Raw genomic sequence first — 14,624 nt, forward strand, 5'->3', positions numbered from 1 at the left:
GCAACAGGACGCATGGTCGCCGCAATCCCCTTTCCGAACCTCTCGCCAGAGATTTTCTCCATCGCCCTCTTTGGCATGGAATTCGCCCTGCGCTGGTACGCGCTGGCCTATATCGTCGGCATCCTGATCGGCTGGCGCATCGCGCTGAGCGTCATCGCCCGCCCCGCCCTATGGCCCGCGCACACCCCGCCCATGAGCAAACCCCAGGTCGAAGACCTCCTGACTTGGGTCATCCTAGGCGTGATCCTTGGCGGGCGTCTGGGCTATGTACTGTTCTACCAGCCCGGCTATTACCTACATAATCCGGCGGAAATCCTGCTGCTCTGGCAAGGCGGCATGTCCTTTCACGGTGGCCTGCTCGGCGTGGTGATCGCCGCGTGGATCTGGACCGCCCGCCAAGGCGCACCCAAGCTGTCGACCGCCGACATGATGGCGCTGGCCACGCCGCCGGGGCTGCTGTTGGGCCGCCTCGCGAACTTCATCAATGCCGAGCTGTGGGGCCGCCCCACCGACGCGCCTTGGGGGGTGATTTTCCCCGGCGCGCGCGCGCAGGACTGCGGCCAAGCGGTATCGGACCTCTGCGCCCGCCACCCCAGCCAGCTCTACGAAGCCACGCTCGAAGGGCTGGTCCTCGGGCTGATCCTGCTTGTCCTCGTCCGCCGGGGGGCCTTGCAGCATCCGGGCCGCATCGCCGGCACCTTTATCGCGGGCTATGGCACCGCGCGCTTTATCGTCGAATTCTTCCGCCAGCCCGACGCGCAATTCGTCACCGAAGGCAACCCGCTCGGCCTCGCGCTGCACCTCGGCGGTTACGGCCTGACCCAAGGCCAACTGCTGTCGCTGCCGATGATCCTCATCGGTCTGATCCTGATCGCGCGGTCCCGCCGATGACCCAACTGGCCGACCTGATCCGCGCGCAGATCAGCGCCACCGGGCCGATCCCGCTGGCCGAGTATATGACGCTCTGCCTGTCGCATCCGCAGCACGGCTATTACATCACCCGCGACCCGCTTGGCGCTGCCGGGGATTTCACCACCGCGCCGGAAATCAGCCAGATGTTCGGCGAGCTGATCGGCCTTGCGCTGGCGCAGACGTGGCTGGACCAAGGCGCCCCCGTGCCCTTTACGCTGGCAGAGCTTGGCCCCGGTCGCGGCACGCTCATGGCCGACATCCTGCGGGCCACGGCGCGGGTTCCGGGCTTTGCGGATGCCGCGCAGGTCCACTTGGTGGAAACCTCGCCCGCCTTGCGCGCCGAACAAGCCCAGCGCGTCCCCCACGCCACATGGCACGACCGCGTGGAAACCCTGCCCGAGCAGCCGCTGTTCCTCATCGCGAACGAGTTCTTTGACGCCCTGCCCATCCGCCAGTTCCAGCGCGACGGCGACGAATGGCGCGAGCGGATGGTCGGGGTGCAGGATGGCAAGCTGGTCATGGGCCTGTCCGCCCCTGCCCCGCAAGCCGCGCTGACCCACCGCCTGAGCGACACGCAAAACGGCGATCTGGTGGAAACCTGCGCCCCCGCGCAGGCCATCACCGCCAGCATCGCCGCGCGCATCGCCCAGCACGGCGGCGCGGCGATCGTGATCGACTATGGCGACTGGCGCAGCCTTGGCGACACCTTTCAGGCGCTGGAAGCCCACGCCCCCGTCGACCCGCTGGCCCACCCCGGCCACGCCGACCTGACCGCCCATGTGGATTTCGAAGCGCTCGCGCAGGCCGCCTCGCCCGCCCGTCACAGCAAACTCACCCCCCAAGGGGTCTTTCTGGAACGTCTCGGGATCACGCCGCGGGCGCAAGCGCTTGCCGCCCATTTGCACGGCGCGGCGCTGAACTCGCATATCGCCGCACATCGACGGTTGACGCACCCCGCGGAAATGGGTTCGCTGTTCAAAACACTGGCGCTGTTCCCCGAAGGACAGCAACCGCCCCCCGGATTCAAAGTATGAGCCCTGCGATGACCCTGGAAATCATCACCTCTGACAGCCTGTCCCCCTTTCGTCACGGGTTCTTTACCCGGCGCGGCGGGGCGTCTTCGGGCATCTTTGCCGGGCTGAACTGCGGCGCGGGGTCTTCTGACCAGTCCGAGATCATCCAGATCAACCGGGGCCGCGTCGCCGACGCGATGGAGGTCACCCGCGAGGCTCTGATCGGCGTGCATCAGGTGCATTCCGCCGATGTGGTCACCGTCACCGCGCCCCATGACACCGCGCCCAAGGCCGACGCCTTGGTCACCGCCACGCCGGGGCTGGCGCTGGCGATCCTCACGGCGGACTGCCAACCGGTGCTGTTTGCCGACGCCGAGGCTGGCGTTGTCGGCGCGGCGCACGCGGGCTGGCGCGGGGCGATTGATGGCGTGCTAGAGGCCACGGTTGACGCCATGATCGACCTTGGCGCGACGCGCGAAAACATCCACGCGGTCATCGGCCCGACCATTTCCCAACGCGCCTACGAGGTCGGCCCCGAGTTCTTTGACAATTTCCTTGCCGAAGATCAGGGCAACGCCCGCTTTTTCGCCCAAGGCGAGGGCGACCGGATGCTGTTTGACCTGCCCGCCTTTGGCCTTGCGCGGCTGCGCGCCGCCGGGGTTCAGGCGGAATGGACACGCCATTGCACCTATTCCGACCCGGACCGGTTCTATTCCTACCGCCGCGCGACCCATAACAAAGAGGCGGACTATGGCCGGCTGATTGCCGCCATTCGGGCTTGAGTCTTTGCCCCAACTCGCGCCAAAGCTGTACCAAGAAACAATCCCGGTATCGGCGCGATATTATCCCATTGATGTCACAAGTCTGCCCCAATTGGCCGTCAGTTTGATCCTCAGACAACAAGGCACCACAGCCGAGCAGAGGAAGACACCGCCATGAAAACCCGTTTCATCAAATCCATCGTCGCCACCGCCAAAACCACCGAGACCCGCCTGCCGTGGGAACGGGGTGCCCCGCGTGCCGCGATGATCGCCCGCCGCACAGAACAGCAGGACCAGCGCAAGAGCGCCTAAGCGATTTCCACCCGCGCAACAGTGCCCGCGATTCGGACACGCAACGCGTGAATGTGGCAAAGACGTATCCAGATGCTTAACAATGCCTCGCAAATGCGGGGCATTTTTTATGGAACAGACTGTTAATCCGCACAGGCTTTGACCCGGACGGACGGCTCAGGCAAATTGTTCACAGCAGGAAGTTGCGACAAACTCAAACGTCCTTCTGTCGTTGTTGGTGGGGGCCAGCACGGATGCGACCTTTCTTTGAAGGGTGCCTTTATGACCAGTCTCCGCCACGGCATTGCTGCCGAACATGCTCTCTCTTTGCCTATCGCGCCGCGTAGCGATCTCTCTGTCGATGGGCAAGTCCAGCGCACCGCCTCGGTGATGCGCAAATACGATGTCTCGGCCCTGCTGCCTGACCTCACCGTGTCCTTTCGCCAGATCGTCGCGCCCGCGACCCCCTTGTTCGAGGAATGCGCCTCTGCCTTTGCGCGCGGGACGCTGATCCAGACGGTGAACGGCCCCGTCGCCGTCGAAGACCTGATGCCCGGCGATTACATCGAAACCGCCAGCGGCTCGGTGCCGGTGACCTGGATCGGCTCGACCACCTATGTGCCGGGGCACTCCGAGGGGCAGACCACGCTCAAGGCGCTGACGCGGATCACCGGCGAAGGCTTTGGCTATGGCGCGCCGGGGATGGACGTGCTGTGCGGCCCGGCGGCGCGGATGATCGTCCGCCACGACAAGCTGCGCAAGCTGCTGGGCCAAGACGCGGTGCTGGCCCCGGTGCAGGATTACGTGGACGGCGACCGCTACCTAGAGGTGACGCCGGGCGGGACGGTGCAGCTGTACCACCTGATGGTGAACGGCCACACCACGATCAAGGTCGGCGGCGTCGAGTTTGAAACCTACCACCCCGGCAAAGCCGCCGGTCAGGCGCTTGGCCCGAACCTGCGCGCGCTGTTCCTGTCGATGTTCCCCAACGTGACCGATCTGGACGATTTCGGGCAGGTCAGCATGACCCGCACCCAGCGTGAAGTGATCGAGTCGCTGCTGGACACCTAAGACTTTGTGACAGCGCATAAAAAAGGGCGGGGACTTCCCCGCCTTCTTTTTTGGACGCTGATTTTCGCTTAGGCTGACCGGCTCAGCCGCTCTTCGAGCACGTCGAACGGCACGCCCGGTTCGTCCTTGGCGCCGCGGATCACCAGCGAGGTCTTGACGCTCGCCACATTGGGCGCGGTCAGCAGATCGCCGGTCAGAAAGCTCTGGAAGGTCGACAGGTCCGGCGCGACACATTTGAGGATAAAATCCACCTCGCCGTTCAGCATGTGACACTCGCGCACGAGGGGCCAGTCGCGGCAGCGGGCCTCAAACGCGCTCAGGTCCGACTCGGCCTGGCTTTGCAGACCAACCATCACGAACACCTGCACCTCAAAGCCCAGCTCGCGCGAATCGACGTCGGCGTGGTAGCCCTTGATAAAGCCCTGCTCTTCCAACACACGCACCCGGCGCAGGCAGGGCGGCGCGGAAATGCCCACACGCTTGGCCAGCTCGACGTTGGTCATCCGGCCATCCGCCTGCAACTCGGCCAGAATCTTGCGATCAATCGGATCAAGCCGGTGCGTCGGCATGTGGCACTCTCCCCTCGGATAATTCGCGATTGTTATACCATTTGGCGAGGCGCGCGCAATAATCTTTCGCACTCGCGCAATAATCTTAACACTTCATTGGCGCGTGAAGCGTCATTGCACCCGCGCCGCGCATCGCTATATCCATAGGGTCAAAATCAGACAAGCAGGAGCGGAACCCATGTCCGACACGCGTCACACCAAGGTCCTCATCATCGGCTCTGGCCCCGCCGGCTACACCGCTGGCGTCTACGCGTCGCGCGCCATGCTCGAGCCGATCCTCGTGCAGGGTCTGGAACCCGGCGGCCAGCTGACAACCACCACCGAGGTGGAAAACTGGCCCGGCGAGAGCGAAATCCAAGGCCCCGAGCTGATGGTCAAGATGGAGGCGCACGCGCGCGCCATGGGCACCGAGATCATCGGCGACATCATCACCAAGATCGACTTTGACGTGCGTCCCTTTGTGGCGCATGGCGACAGCGGCACCACCTACACCGCCGATGCGATCATCCTTGCCACCGGCGCGCGCGCCAAATGGCTGGGTCTGCCGTCCGAAGAGGCGTTCAAGGGCTTTGGCGTGTCCGCTTGCGCCACCTGCGACGGGTTCTTCTACCGTGGCAAGGAGATCGTCGTAATCGGCGGCGGCAATACGGCGGTCGAAGAGGCGCTGTTCCTGACCAACTTCGCTTCCAAGGTGACGCTGATCCACCGCCGCGACGAGCTGCGCTCGGAGAAGATCCTTCAGGACCGTCTGTTCAAGAACCCCAAGATCGAGCCGCTGTGGTTCCACCAGCTGGACGAAGTCGTCGGCACCGACATGCCCAAGGGCGTCACCGGCGTGAAGGTCAAGAACGTGCAAACCGGCGAGATCAGCGAAATCCCCTGCGAAGGCGTGTTCGTGGCGATCGGCCACGCGCCTGCGAACGAGCTGGTCAAGGACGTGCTGGAAACCCACAATGGCGGCTACGTGAAAACGCAACCCGACAGCACCGCGACCTCGATCCCCGGCATCTTTGCCGCCGGTGACCTGACCGACCACAAGTACCGTCAGGCGGTGACGAGCGCCGGCATGGGCTGCATGGCCGCGCTGGAGGCCGAGCGTTGGCTGGCAGAGCAGGACGCCGCGGGCGAGCCGGCCACCGACGTGGCGAACGAGCCCGAGAGCGCCTGATCGCGCTTAGCGTGTGAGCCACGTCACAACCTAGGGCGGGTTTCGCCCACGGTTGAACAAAACTCGTGTAGGCTCTTGGGACATCATCGGTTCCAAGAGCCTTTTTCATGTCCTCTGCACTGGCCCATATCCCCGCCCCAAAGACCCATCCGCTGTTCGGCAACACGCTGGACCTGCTGCGCGACAGCTATGCTTTGCACCGGCATTGCTCGGATACGCTGGGCGAGGTGTACCGCGTGCATGTGATGGGGCGCTGGCGGGTGGCCTTTGCCTCTGCCGATGCGATGGAGTTTATCCTAACCGATCCCGAACGGCTGTTTTCCAACCAAAAGGGCTGGGAGTCGCTGCAAGCGCTGTTCCCCGGCGGGCTGATGCTGCGCGATTTCGACGATCACCGGGCGCATCGTCGGATCATGCAGGCGGCGTTCAAGAAACCCGCCATGGACAACTATCTGGCGATGATGGCCCCGGCGATGGCGCGGATCATGGCCGATTGGCCGCGCGGAAAACCCTTTGATTTCTACGCCGCGGTCAAGGTGCTGACGCTGCGGCTGGGGGCCAATGTCTTTATGGGGCTGGCGACCGACAATATGGCCACGGGCCGCATGAACGAAGCCTTCATGGACGAGGTTGCCGCCACGGTGACGCTGATCCAAAAGCCCCTGCCCTTTACCCGCCGCCGACGGGGTTTGGACGCGCGCATCACCCTGACGGACTATTTCCGCCAGTTGATCGCCCAGCGGCGTGGCAAGGGCGGGACGGATTTCTTTAGCCAGATGTGCGAGGCCACCGACGACGAAGGCCGCCATTGGACCGATCAAGAGATCGTCGACCACTTCAATTTCCTGATGATGGCGGCGCATGACACGACGGCTTCGGCGCTGACCACGCTGGCCGAGGCGCTGGCGCTGAACCCCGACTGGCAGGATCGTCTGGCGCGCGAGGCGCAGGCGCTTGGCCCCCTGACCCCGGACACGCTGGGGCAGATGACCGCGACTGACCGCGCCTTTCGCGAGGCGCTGCGGCTGATGCCGCCGGTGCAGATCATCCCGCGCTACGCGCTGCGCGATTTCGAGTGGCAAGGGGTCCGTGTCCCCGCTGGTACGCCGGTGTCGGTGCAGACCGCTTTGGTGCATCGCAACCCCGACTACTGGACCAACCCGGACGTGTTTGACCCCGACCGGTTCTCGGAAAACCGCGCCGAGGATCGCGCGCATAGGTACGCCTGGGCCCCCTTTGGCGGCGGCGCGCATAAATGTATCGGGATGCATTTTTCGACCATGCAGGCCAAGGCCTTTGTCCACGCGCTGCTGCCGCATGTGCGCATCACCGCGCCCAAGGGGGGCGCAAAGCGTTGGAAACGCATGCCAATTCCGCAACCCAAAGGCGGGCTGACCGTGCAACTGACCGCCCGCTAGGCGCAAAATCCTACCGCAGCTTTTACGCAACAAATCGCCCCCGATGAATTTCGGGGGTTTTCTGCGCGCGCAAAGGGTGACATGTGTTCATGCGTGAACACACATTGAGTCACCGGAATGCGTAAAAGCCCAGACACCACGCCTGCCAAGGCCGCCAAGCCAGAGGACGACCAGCTGTTTTTGCTGCTGCGTCAGCTGGAAAAGGCCCCCGAGGCAAGCCAGCGCACCATCGCCGAGGCGGTGGGCGTGTCGCTTGGGCGTCTGAACGCACAGCTGCGCGCCGCCACAGACGCGGGGCTTATCACCGTCACCGACCGACAAGGGCCTGACCGCCGCCAACGCTTTGCCTATGCGCTGACAGATCAGGGCCACGCCATGATGCAAGGGCTGATCCAGCCCTTTCTTTCCCGCAAATTCGCCGAATACGCGGCGCTGCACGCAGAGCTGACCGGCTCTGTGGGCGACCTTATGCCTTTGAAATACAGGAGCACCCTGATGCAATCCAACCTCGCCCCCATTCCGGAGCTGTATGTTTCCTACGACAGCGCCCAAAAACTGAAAGTCGAAGCGGCTGAGCTGACCTCGCACGATCTGACGCCGCGCCAGATCTGCGATCTGGAACTGCTGATGAACGGCGGCTTCAACCCGCTCAAGGGCTTCCTCGGCGAAGAAGACTACAACAGCGTCGTGGAAAACATGCGTCTGGCCGACGGCACCCTGTGGCCGATGCCGATCACGCTGGACGTGTCCGAAGAGTTCGCCGCCTCCATCGAGGACGGTCAGGACATCGCGCTGCGTGACCAAGAGGGCGTGATCCTCGGCACCATGACCGTCACCGACAAGTGGGTCCCGAACAAGTCGCGCGAGGCCGAAAAGGTCTTTGGTGCCGATGACGACGCGCACCCGGCGGTGAACTACCTGCACAACGTGGCGGGCAAGGTCTATCTGGGCGGTCCCGTGACCGGCATCCAGCAGCCCGTGCACTATGACTTCCGCGGTCGCCGCGATACCCCGAACGAGCTGCGCGCCTACTTCCGCAAGCTGGGCTGGCGCAAAGTTGTGGCGTTCCAGACCCGCAACCCGCTGCACCGCGCCCACCAGGAACTGACCTTCCGCGCCGCGAAAGAAGCGCAGGCCAACCTGCTGATCCACCCGGTTGTCGGCATGACCAAGCCGGGCGACGTCGACCACTTTACCCGCGTGCGCTGCTACGAAGCGGTTCTGGACAAGTACCCGCAGTCCACCACCACCATGTCGCTGCTGAACCTTGCCATGCGGATGGCTGGCCCGCGCGAAGCGGTGTGGCACGGCCTGATCCGCGCCAACCACGGCTGCACCCACTTTATCGTTGGCCGCGACCACGCTGGCCCCGGCAAGAACTCTGCCGGTGAGGATTTCTACGGTCCGTATGACGCGCAAGAGCTGTACCGCGCGCACCAGTCGGAAATTGGCTGTGAAATGGTCGACTTCAAGCACATGGTCTACGTGCAGGAACGCGCCCAGTACGAGCCGGCCGATGAGATCGCCGACAAGGATGACGTGACCATCCTGAACATCTCGGGCACCGAACTGCGCCGCCGCCTGCAAGAGGGTCTGGAAATCCCCGAGTGGTTCTCCTTCCCCGAGGTGGTCAAGGAACTGCGCAAGACCAAGCCGCCGCGCTCGCAGCAGGGCTTTACCGTGTTTTTCACCGGCTTCTCCGGGTCGGGCAAGTCCACCATTGCGAACGCTTTGATGGTCAAGCTGATGGAGATGGGTGGCCGCCCGGTGACGCTGCTCGATGGGGACATCGTGCGTAAGAACCTGTCGTCCGAGCTGGGCTTTAGCAAAGAGCACCGCGACCTGAACATCCGCCGCATCGGTTATGTCGCGTCTGAAATCACCAAGAACGGCGGCATCGCGATCTGCGCGCCCATCGCGCCCTATGCGACCACCCGCCGCGCGGTGCGCGAGGATGTCGAGCAGTTCGGCGCCTTTGTCGAAGTGCACGTTGCGACCAGCCTCGAGGAATGCGAACGCCGCGACCGCAAGGGTCTGTACAAGCTGGCGCGTGAGGGCAAAATCAAGGAATTCACCGGGATTTCCGACCCTTACGACGTGCCGCAGAACCCCGAGCTGTCGGTTGAAACCGAGAACGTCGAGGTGGACAACTGCGCCCACCAGGTGATCCTCAAGCTGGAAAGCATGGGTCTGATCGCCGCGCAATAAGCGCTAAGGCAAAAGAAGAGGCCGGGGCATGTCCCCGGCCTTTTTGTTTGGCGCGCGTCGGCGCGGCGCTGAGCGTTCTAAAACTGGTTAGAACTTTACCTGATAAGCTTGTGTTCATGGATTTGCGGTCTTCTGCCCGAAACGGAGATGGCCGTATGCCCGACGTGCGCACATGGGGGTGGTATCAGCCGGGCCTGTTACCGGGCTGGAACCTCAGCGATCAGAACAATCTGGATGGCGCTTTGAACGGCACCGTCCTGTCGGTTGCCGACTACCGCGAATAACTGATGCGCGACGACAACGGCGACGGCATCATCTACGACACGGACAGCGACGACGGCAGCGCGCCCAGCCCCGCGACCGAAGGGCTGGTGGTCTCTGGCGTCCTGTACAACGCCCATGAAATCGGTGTGTATGACAATTCGACCATCACGGTGGATGGGGTCGACTATACCGTGCGGCTGGTTGTTACGGTTTTGGACAATGGCGCGTGGGGCGTGCACATTCTGGACGTCGACATTCAGCCCGGATGGTACCCGGCGGACATCACCGCCGCCAGGCTCGGCACCTGGAACGGCGTTGAATACTCTGGCACGAACACGTCCTCTGTGGATCAGATGCTGTGCTTTGCCGCCGAAACGCCGATCCGCACCCCGACGGGCTGGCGGGCCGCGGGCGCTTTGGCAGAGGGGGACGCCGTGGTCACCCTATCGGGGACAGAGCCTTTGGTTTGGGTGGGGCGGCAGACCGTGGCGGGCCTGCGCGGCGCGTCTGCGCCCATCACCATCGCGCCCGGCAGTTTGGGCGCACATGGGCTGATCCGGCTGTCACCGCTGCACAGGGTCTTGATCTCCAGCCCCAATGCGGCCCTGCTTTTCGGGCATCCGCGTATCTTGATCGCGGCAAAGGACCTTTTGCCCCTGCCCGGGGTCTCACAAATACCGGTGGACAAGGTGACCTATATCCACCTCATGACCCGTCGGCACTCTGTCCTGCGCAGCGCGGGGCTGTGGTGTGAAAGCTTTCAGGCAGGGACTTGGGCGCGCCGCCGCCTGCCCTTGCCCGATCAGGCGAAGCTGGCGCAGCTTTTACCCAACCCAAGGGGCTACGGTCGGCGTTTCCGGTGGTCACGGCCACGACGCGCGGCTTTTGGTGCATGTGATGCAGCACTCTGCTGTCCGCCAACCGCCGCGACAGCAGTGGTCAAACCACGTCTGACCGGCGCTTGTCCGGGCCGGGGCGCATCCGCAGCATCAACCCGTCCTTCAGAACAAACTGGTGAAACAGCGCGGCAATGACGTGCAGACCCACCAGCCAGATGGTCAGGCCAACGACAACCTCGTGCACTTCGCCCGCCGCGCGGATGCCCACGCCCCAGGCGGCCATGCCCGACACCGGGATCAGCACCAGCAAGACGTACAGCGCCCAGTGCACCGCGTGCGCGACCTTATCCATCAGGGGGTTATTGTTCTGGGGCAGCGCGGGCGCGCCCATGCGCTGCCGCACCACCACCCGGATCAGGGTCAAAACCAGCAGCGCGATCCCCACCGGCGGGTGCAACAGGGCCACCAAACCTTCTGGCTCTGCCCCGGACAGCTTGGCCCGCAAAGCCTGCCCCATCCCATCCGAGACGATAAAGTTAAAGGCGAAAAGCACGGCAATCAGCCAGTGCAAGGCGATCTGAACGGGGGCGTAGCGTGCGGGTTGGGTCATCTGGTCCTCTGGGGTCGGCGCGTTTGCCCAAGTGATACGGCCCCGCCCCCGCCTTCCGTCGCGCCAAAACGAAAAAAGGCCGCCCGGATCGGACGGCCCTATTCTTCGGCCCTGTTCATCGCCTTGTGGGAAACTTAGTGCACCGTCACCGGCGCAAGGTCGTTCTGCCGCGCAAGGACAAAGGCCATGGACCGATCCTTGACCAGCGCCAGCTGCTCTCCGTCGTCGCCGCGGCAGACCGCGTACAGCGCCTCTCGGTCGCCCACCTGTTCGCGCACATCGTCAGGCAGGTCAGCGGCCAGCACACGTTTGACATAGACCACACGGCCCTGATCGCGCTTTTCCCAATCGTATTTCGTGTGCATTGCCCTTACCCCTTTCTAATGCTGATCGTTTGCACCACCGTCTCGGGACGGCTGATGGTCAGATCCACGTGCAGCAGACCGTTTTCCATGACGGCCTCGCCCACCTCGACCCCATCGGCCAGCACAAAGCTGCGCTGGAACTGGCGCGAGGCAATCCCGCGATGCAGGAAGATCCGCTCGGACCCGTCGTCGCGCTGCCGACCCCGGATGACCAACTGGCGGTCCTCGACGGTGATCGACAGATCGTTTTCGGAAAAGCCCGCCACGGCAAGCGTGATCCGATAGGCATCATCCGAGCGCTGTTCGATATTGAAAGGCGGATAGCCTTCGCTCGATTTCGCCGTGCGTTCCAGCAGCCGCTCCAGCTGCTCAAAGCCCAGCATATGGGGATAGGACCCCAAGGTCATTTTCGTCATCGACACGTCCTGTTCATAAGCGACCGTCATGCGATGGGCCCCGTTCCGGCGACCCCCGCGTGATAAATATGGGAAGCTTACCATCTTGGCGCAAGGGGCTTTGCGAAACGTCAAGATTTGGGTATGTTACAAGCCTATGCGGTAAAAGGGGATTCCGCCATGAATGCGCCCACGGACCTCTCGATGAAAAGCGACGAGGTGCTGCGAATCGAACTCGAAGTCTTTCGCCGAGAGCATCGCGACCTGGATGAGTCGATCCGCGCCCTGCAAGAGACCGGGACCGCCGACCAGATCACCTTGCAACGGCTGAAAAAGAAAAAGCTGGCGCTCAAGGATCGGATCGCGCTGATCGAAGATCGGCTGACGCCCGATATCATCGCCTAAAGCCAGATGCGGATTGTTGGGGAGGAACAACCGCAGGACGGCCCGCCGCCCTTGACCGACGGGGTCGTGACCCTGCGCCGCCCGCGCGCCGGGGACGCAGAGCAACGCTTTGCGCTGGGGCAAGACCCGCAGATCATGCGCATGTTCGGTGCCGATCCGACCGCCGCGCCGCCCTGGACGCGCGAGCGCGCGACGCAATGGGTGATGCAGGTGATGCACGACGAGCTGGGCTGGATCGTCGAGGTCGACGGGCGGCTTCTGGGGTCGTGCCGCTTGCACACGGTGAATGTTTCGGACGGCAACGCAATGCTCGCGATTGGCCTGATTGACCCCGCGCGCCTGTCGCAGGGCTTTGGCCGCCGGGTGATCAAGCTGATTCTGGACCATGCGTTCCACGAGATGAAGCTGCACCGCGTCGCCCTGCGCACGATCGAGTTCAACACCCGCGCCATCCGCTGCTACGAGCGTTGCGGGTTCCGCCGCGAGGGCGTGCTCCGAGAGGCCGCGCGCATCGGCAATACGTGGTACGACGACGTGCTGATGGCGAAACTCGCCCGCGATCACTGACCGCAACGCCACACCCTGCGGCGCTGTCTTTTCGCCCGATTGCCCCCTGCCCGCTTTTCGCTATAGTCCGCGCTTCTTGAAACCCCGGAGGGACAGATGGCAGAGATCAAGGTCGGCATCATCATGGGCAGCCAGTCGGACTGGCCGACGATGAAAGAAGCAGCGGACGTTCTGGACGAGTTGGGCGTGCCCTACGAGACCAAGATCGTCTCGGCGCATCGCACCCCCGACCGTCTGTGGGACTACGGCAAGACCGCCGTGGCGCGCGGGTTGCAAGTGATCATCGCCGGCGCTGGCGGCGCAGCGCACCTGCCGGGCATGATGGCGTCGAAAACCCGCGTGCCGGTGATCGGCATCCCGGTGCAGACGCGAGCGTTGTCCGGTGTCGATTCGCTGTACTCGATCCTGCAAATGCCGCGCGGTTTTCCCGTGGCGACCATGGCCATCGGCGCGGCCGGGGCCAAGAACGGCGGTCTGATGGCGGCAGGCATCCTCGCCCTGCAAGACCCCGATCTGGCCGCCCGCCTGGATCAATGGCGCAGCGATCTGTCCGCATCCATCGCCGATGAGCCCGATCGCGACGCGGTCTAGGCAATTCCCCCCTTGCCCGTGCCTTCGGGGCGCGGCAAACAGGCCAAAACAGGAGAGCGCCCCATGACCCAGCCCCTCGCCACCGGCAGCACCATCGGTATCCTCGGCGGAGGCCAGCTTGGCCGGATGCTCTCTGTTGCGGCCAGCCGCCTTGGCTTCAAGACCTGCATCTTTGAACCGGGCGGCGATTGCCCCGCCTCGCATGTGGCCAACTTTCACCTGCAAGCCGAGTACACCGACGAAGAGGCGCTGCGCCGCTTTGCCGAGTCGGTCGATGTCATCACCTACGAGTTCGAGAATATCCCGACCTCGGCGCTGGACATCCTCGAAAAGCTGCGCCCGATCCACCCCAACCGCGAAGCCCTGCGCGTCTCGCAGGATCGCCTGACGGAAAAGACGTGGCTGACCGATCTGGGCCTCAAGGTCGCGCCCTTTGCCGATGTCACCGACGCCGAGACGATGGCCGCTGCGGTCCAACACATCGGCACGCCCTCGATCCTGAAAACCCGCCGCTTCGGCTATGACGGCAAGGGGCAGGCCCGCCTGAAATCCCCCGAAGACGCAGCCCAAGCGTTAGCCGACATGAACGGCGCCCCCGCCGTGCTTGAAGGTTTCGTCGACTTCACCGCCGAAATCTCGGTCATCGCGGCGCGGTCCCAGGACGGGCAGGTCACCGCCTTTGACCCCGGCGAGAACGTTCACAAAAGCGGCATCCTCGACACGACGACTGTCCCGGCGAAACTGCCCGCGCGCTTCCAGACCGACGCGGTGCTGATGGCGGGCCGTATCCTGAACGCGCTCGATTATGTCGGCGTGCTGGGGGTCGAGTTCTTTGTCACCCCGCAAGAGCTGATCATCAACGAAATCGCCCCGCGCGTGCACAACTCCGGCCACTGGACACAGAACGGCTGCGCCATCGACCAGTTCGAACAGCACATCCGCGCGGTGGCAGGCTGGCCGCTGGGCGACGGGCAGCGGCACTCTGACGTGGTGATGGAAAACCTGATCGGCGACGACATGGACCGCGTCCCCGAGCTGGCCGCCGACCCCAACTGCGCCCTGCACCTCTATGGCAAGGCCGAAGCCAAACCGGGCCGCAAGATGGGCCACGTCAACCGCATCATCCGCGGCTAAGACAGCCCTCTCGGGCAACGCCGGGGTTCCAAGGGGCCTGCCC

The 14,624-nt window shown here is 64.0% G+C and carries 18 protein-coding genes; 14 read left to right on the forward strand and 4 right to left on the reverse strand.

What is annotated here, in order from left to right; translation table 11 throughout:
- Positions 1–12: 12 nt before the first annotated feature.
- The 5 genes from lgt (at position 13) to B9A11_RS03670 (ending at position 4,048) form a co-directional block, all read left to right on the forward strand.
- Complete coding sequence (lgt, locus tag B9A11_RS03655) at positions 13–891, forward strand: prolipoprotein diacylglyceryl transferase (RefSeq protein WP_058245722.1); 879 nt, start codon at positions 13–15, stop codon at positions 889–891.
- Positions 888–1,946: a class I SAM-dependent methyltransferase gene (locus B9A11_RS03660; protein WP_058245721.1), complete on the forward strand. Its 1,059-nt coding sequence runs from the start codon at positions 888–890 to the stop codon at positions 1,944–1,946. The genes lgt and B9A11_RS03660 overlap by 4 nt, the downstream gene beginning before the upstream one ends.
- 8 nt (positions 1,947–1,954) lie before the next feature.
- A complete protein-coding gene (pgeF, locus tag B9A11_RS03665; protein WP_058246393.1) occupies positions 1,955–2,707 on the forward strand; it encodes a peptidoglycan editing factor PgeF in 753 nt (250 codons plus the stop codon).
- A 153-nt stretch (positions 2,708–2,860) separates the two neighbouring features.
- Positions 2,861–2,998: a hypothetical protein gene (locus B9A11_RS21560; protein WP_186009168.1), complete on the forward strand. Its 138-nt coding sequence runs from the start codon at positions 2,861–2,863 to the stop codon at positions 2,996–2,998.
- Between the two features lie 261 nt (positions 2,999–3,259).
- Positions 3,260–4,048: a Hint domain-containing protein gene (locus tag B9A11_RS03670; protein ID WP_234988718.1), complete on the forward strand. Its 789-nt coding sequence runs from the start codon at positions 3,260–3,262 to the stop codon at positions 4,046–4,048.
- A gap of 68 nt (positions 4,049–4,116) precedes the next feature.
- Here the strand turns inward: B9A11_RS03670 and B9A11_RS03675 are convergent, their stop codons facing one another.
- Positions 4,117–4,617 carry an Lrp/AsnC family transcriptional regulator gene (locus tag B9A11_RS03675; protein WP_058245720.1) on the reverse strand — a complete coding sequence of 167 codons (501 nt, stop codon included), beginning with the start codon at positions 4,615–4,617 and terminating at the stop codon, positions 4,117–4,119.
- A 178-nt stretch (positions 4,618–4,795) separates the two neighbouring features.
- Here B9A11_RS03675 and trxB point away from each other — a divergent pair, with 178 nt between their 5' ends.
- The 5 genes from trxB (at position 4,796) to B9A11_RS03695 (ending at position 10,709) form a co-directional block, all read left to right on the forward strand.
- Entirely contained in the window at positions 4,796–5,785 is a 990-nt protein-coding gene (gene trxB / locus B9A11_RS03680) for a thioredoxin-disulfide reductase (protein WP_058245719.1), read from the forward strand.
- Positions 5,786–5,892: 107 nt separating this feature from the next.
- A complete protein-coding gene (locus tag B9A11_RS03685) occupies positions 5,893–7,203 on the forward strand; it encodes a cytochrome P450 (RefSeq protein ID WP_058245718.1) in 1,311 nt (436 codons plus the stop codon).
- Between the two features lie 117 nt (positions 7,204–7,320).
- Positions 7,321–9,411: a bifunctional sulfate adenylyltransferase/adenylylsulfate kinase gene (locus tag B9A11_RS03690; RefSeq protein WP_058245717.1), complete on the forward strand. Its 2,091-nt coding sequence runs from the start codon at positions 7,321–7,323 to the stop codon at positions 9,409–9,411.
- A 155-nt stretch (positions 9,412–9,566) separates the two neighbouring features.
- A complete protein-coding gene (locus tag B9A11_RS22400) occupies positions 9,567–9,695 on the forward strand; it encodes a hypothetical protein (RefSeq protein WP_268811219.1) in 129 nt (42 codons plus the stop codon).
- 3 nt (positions 9,696–9,698) lie between these two features.
- Positions 9,699–10,709 carry a Hint domain-containing protein gene (locus B9A11_RS03695; RefSeq protein WP_083499716.1) on the forward strand — a complete coding sequence of 337 codons (1,011 nt, stop codon included), beginning with the start codon at positions 9,699–9,701 and terminating at the stop codon, positions 10,707–10,709.
- On the opposite strand, the gene B9A11_RS03700 is transcribed toward B9A11_RS03695, so the two are convergent.
- From B9A11_RS03700 to B9A11_RS03710, 3 genes are all read right to left on the reverse strand, one after another.
- On the reverse strand, positions 10,615–11,124 hold the full coding sequence (locus B9A11_RS03700; RefSeq protein WP_058245715.1) for a cytochrome b: 510 nt from the start codon (positions 11,122–11,124) through the stop codon (positions 10,615–10,617). The genes B9A11_RS03695 and B9A11_RS03700 overlap by 95 nt on opposite strands.
- Before the next feature lie 134 nt (positions 11,125–11,258).
- Positions 11,259–11,489, reverse strand: a complete 231-nt coding sequence (locus B9A11_RS03705) for a DUF1150 family protein (RefSeq protein WP_058245714.1) — start codon at positions 11,487–11,489, stop codon at positions 11,259–11,261.
- A 5-nt stretch (positions 11,490–11,494) separates the two neighbouring features.
- Positions 11,495–11,905 carry an Hsp20 family protein gene (locus B9A11_RS03710; RefSeq protein WP_058246391.1) on the reverse strand — a complete coding sequence of 137 codons (411 nt, stop codon included), beginning with the start codon at positions 11,903–11,905 and terminating at the stop codon, positions 11,495–11,497.
- Between the two features lie 159 nt (positions 11,906–12,064).
- Between B9A11_RS03710 and B9A11_RS03715 the strand changes: the two genes are divergently transcribed.
- From B9A11_RS03715 to B9A11_RS03730, 4 genes are all read left to right on the forward strand, one after another.
- Positions 12,065–12,289, forward strand: coding sequence for a YdcH family protein (locus B9A11_RS03715; protein WP_058245713.1), 225 nt, complete (start codon positions 12,065–12,067; stop codon positions 12,287–12,289).
- 6 nt (positions 12,290–12,295) lie between these two features.
- Complete coding sequence (locus B9A11_RS03720) at positions 12,296–12,856, forward strand: GNAT family N-acetyltransferase (protein ID WP_058245712.1); 561 nt, start codon at positions 12,296–12,298, stop codon at positions 12,854–12,856.
- Positions 12,857–12,952: 96 nt separating this feature from the next.
- Positions 12,953–13,447: a 5-(carboxyamino)imidazole ribonucleotide mutase gene (gene purE, locus B9A11_RS03725; protein WP_058245711.1), complete on the forward strand. Its 495-nt coding sequence runs from the start codon at positions 12,953–12,955 to the stop codon at positions 13,445–13,447.
- Positions 13,448–13,510: 63 nt separating this feature from the next.
- Positions 13,511–14,581, forward strand: a complete 1,071-nt coding sequence (locus B9A11_RS03730) for a 5-(carboxyamino)imidazole ribonucleotide synthase (protein ID WP_058245710.1) — start codon at positions 13,511–13,513, stop codon at positions 14,579–14,581.
- Positions 14,582–14,624: the final 43 nt, after the last annotated feature.

Source organism: Tropicibacter naphthalenivorans (genome assembly GCF_900176475.1).
Taxonomy (GTDB): domain Bacteria; phylum Pseudomonadota; class Alphaproteobacteria; order Rhodobacterales; family Rhodobacteraceae; genus Tropicibacter; species Tropicibacter naphthalenivorans.

Coding starts and splice junctions, on each gene's coding strand:
- pgeF (WP_058246393.1), top strand. CDS start 1,955: ATGACCCTGGAAATCATCACCTCTGACAGCCTGTCCCCCTTTCGTCAC.
- B9A11_RS03670 (WP_234988718.1), top strand. CDS start 3,260: ATGACCAGTCTCCGCCACGGCATTGCTGCCGAACATGCTCTCTCTTTG.
- B9A11_RS21560 (WP_186009168.1), top strand. CDS start 2,861: ATGAAAACCCGTTTCATCAAATCCATCGTCGCCACCGCCAAAACCACC.
- B9A11_RS03730 (WP_058245710.1), top strand. CDS start 13,511: ATGACCCAGCCCCTCGCCACCGGCAGCACCATCGGTATCCTCGGCGGA.
- B9A11_RS03690 (WP_058245717.1), top strand. CDS start 7,321: ATGCGTAAAAGCCCAGACACCACGCCTGCCAAGGCCGCCAAGCCAGAG.
- trxB (WP_058245719.1), top strand. CDS start 4,796: ATGTCCGACACGCGTCACACCAAGGTCCTCATCATCGGCTCTGGCCCC.
- lgt (WP_058245722.1), top strand. CDS start 13: ATGGTCGCCGCAATCCCCTTTCCGAACCTCTCGCCAGAGATTTTCTCC.
- B9A11_RS03675 (WP_058245720.1), bottom strand. CDS start 4,617: ATGCCGACGCACCGGCTTGATCCGATTGATCGCAAGATTCTGGCCGAG.
- B9A11_RS03695 (WP_083499716.1), top strand. CDS start 9,699: ATGCGCGACGACAACGGCGACGGCATCATCTACGACACGGACAGCGAC.
- B9A11_RS03720 (WP_058245712.1), top strand. CDS start 12,296: ATGCGGATTGTTGGGGAGGAACAACCGCAGGACGGCCCGCCGCCCTTG.
- B9A11_RS03705 (WP_058245714.1), bottom strand. CDS start 11,489: ATGCACACGAAATACGATTGGGAAAAGCGCGATCAGGGCCGTGTGGTC.
- B9A11_RS03660 (WP_058245721.1), top strand. CDS start 888: ATGACCCAACTGGCCGACCTGATCCGCGCGCAGATCAGCGCCACCGGG.
- B9A11_RS03700 (WP_058245715.1), bottom strand. CDS start 11,124: ATGACCCAACCCGCACGCTACGCCCCCGTTCAGATCGCCTTGCACTGG.
- B9A11_RS03715 (WP_058245713.1), top strand. CDS start 12,065: ATGAATGCGCCCACGGACCTCTCGATGAAAAGCGACGAGGTGCTGCGA.
- B9A11_RS03710 (WP_058246391.1), bottom strand. CDS start 11,905: ATGACGAAAATGACCTTGGGGTCCTATCCCCATATGCTGGGCTTTGAG.
- purE (WP_058245711.1), top strand. CDS start 12,953: ATGGCAGAGATCAAGGTCGGCATCATCATGGGCAGCCAGTCGGACTGG.
- B9A11_RS03685 (WP_058245718.1), top strand. CDS start 5,893: ATGTCCTCTGCACTGGCCCATATCCCCGCCCCAAAGACCCATCCGCTG.
- B9A11_RS22400 (WP_268811219.1), top strand. CDS start 9,567: ATGCCCGACGTGCGCACATGGGGGTGGTATCAGCCGGGCCTGTTACCG.